Origin of the sequence: uncultured Phascolarctobacterium sp. (assembly GCF_937920985.1) — a bacterium.
Taxonomy (GTDB): Bacteria; Bacillota; Negativicutes; order Acidaminococcales; family Acidaminococcaceae; genus Phascolarctobacterium_A.
In genome coordinates this window covers 1-1907 of record NZ_CALDXR010000066.1, presented here as the reverse complement: position 1 = coordinate 1907, position 1907 = coordinate 1, and the positions used below count along the sequence as shown (strand labels likewise).

Genomic DNA, 1907 nt, shown 5'->3' with positions numbered 1-1907 from the left:
GCACGGTGGTGTGAGAGGTCGACTGCTCAAATAATGAGCAGTCTCCTACTCGATCTCTTTGTCCAATTGCTGTATTTAAATTAAAGGTAGGAATATATTGATGACTTTTAGTGAGAGAAATATGAGTTGAGCTGTGCTTATCTGTTGTGACCGAAGAATGCTTTTGCTACTTCCGGGAAGGAGATATAGCTCAGCAGGTCTTCCATGCTGGCATTAGGATAGCCGTCCTCAGCCAGGCGTTTGCGGAAATTATCCAACTGCGGCGGAATTAAATCTGCGGGGCGGCAGGTAATAGGCTCTGCGTTGCCGATAGCCAGACGTTTAACCTCCGGGTCGATAGGTGCGGGTGTACGTCCGTATTTACCCAAAACTAAATCCTTAACCTCGCGGGGAATCATCTTATAGCGGCCCAAGGCTACGTTCAGTACTGCCATGGTGCCTACAATCTGACTGGTAGGTGTTACCAGCGGCGGATAGCCTAATTCCTTGCGCACGCGGGGCATTTCCTCGAGCAGCTGCGGATATTTATCGGCAACGCCCATTTCTTTCATCTGATTGAGCAGATTAGAAAGCATACCACCGGGGATTTGGAAGGTAAGTACCTTCGGATCGATAGGAATGTTAGTGTTCAGGTTGAAATCATCTACGAGATCTTTTTTGACACCCTTGAAGTAATCTGCCAAATCATGCAGAAGCGACAGGTCAATGCCGGTGTCGTATTCTGTTCCCTGTAATGTTGCTGCAAGAGATTCGGTACATGGCTGGCTGGTAGAGCAGGCGAAGGGTGAGAGCGCAGTATCAACAATATCTACGCCTGCTTCGATAGCCTTCAGATAAGTCATATCACCCATACCGCTGGTAAAGTGAGTATGTAAATCAATTGGCACATTAATTTCAGCCTTCAATGCTTTAACCAGGTTATAAGCATCATAGGGACGTAAAAGTCCTGCCATATCCTTAATGCAGATGGAGTCGGCACCCATCTGTACCAGTTCTTTGCCAAGCTGCACAAAATTTTCATCTTTATGATAAGGACTGATGGTATAAACGATACAGCCTTGAGCATGTCCGCCAGCTTCTTTGGTGGCGCGCATAGCTGTTTCAAGGTTGCGGGTATCGTTGAGTGCGTCGAAAATGCGGATTATGGAAACGCCGTTATCTACAGAGCGTTTAACAAATTCAGAAACAACATCATCGGCTAAATTGGTGTAGCCAAGAACGTTCTGGCCGCGTAGCAGCATTTGAATCGGGGTGTGCGGCAGATTCTTCTTCAGCAGACGCAGGCGCTGCCAAGGATCCTCATGCAGGAAGCGCAGGCAGGAATCAAAGGTTGCGCCGCCCCAAGCTTCAACGGCATGGTAGCCGGCGTTATCAATTTTCTCCAGCACGGGCAGCATATCAACGATGCGCATACGTGTTGCGGCGATGGATTGGTGGCCGTCACGCAGGACGGTTTCTACGATTTTTACAGGTTTGTTTGCCATGCTCTTGCCTCCGGTTAGTTGAGATGCATTGCCGAAGCAAGCAGATTTACTTTAAGGGTACGTACGCTTGTCCAGGGTTCAATTCTGATGAAATCTTTTACATTGCTCATGATAGTTACCTCCGTAAGTTCAAATGTTTTTCGTTGATGTTAATTAGTCGTTCAGACCAAGCAGCTGGAGTTTTAAAGCGCGAACGCTTTTCCAAGGCTCAATTCTGAAGTATTGTTTTGCATTATTCATGGTAGTTGCCTCCGTAAGTTAAAATATGTTTTTTGTTGATGTTAATTAGTCGCTCAGACCAAGCAGTTGAAGTTTTAAAGCACGAACGCTTTTCCAGGGCTCGATTCTGAAGTATTGTTTTGCATTATTCATAGTAATCTCCATGCCGCGCGGGGCTCGGCACAAATAGGAATGAAACAGAAC

1 protein-coding gene is annotated in these 1907 nt (G+C 46.6%); it reads right to left on the bottom strand.

What is annotated here, in order from left to right:
• Window positions 1-137: 137 nt before the first annotated feature.
• Window positions 138-1484, bottom strand: coding sequence for a pyruvate carboxylase subunit B (locus Q0612_RS11840; protein WP_298884918.1), 1347 nt, complete (start codon window positions 1482-1484; stop codon window positions 138-140).
• Window positions 1485-1907: the final 423 nt, after the last annotated feature.

What these genes read in the sequence shown, in the direction of transcription:
- Q0612_RS11840 (WP_298884918.1), bottom strand. Translation starts at nt 1,484, where the DNA reads ATGGCAAACAAACCTGTAAAAATCGTAGAAACCGTCCTGCGTGACGGC.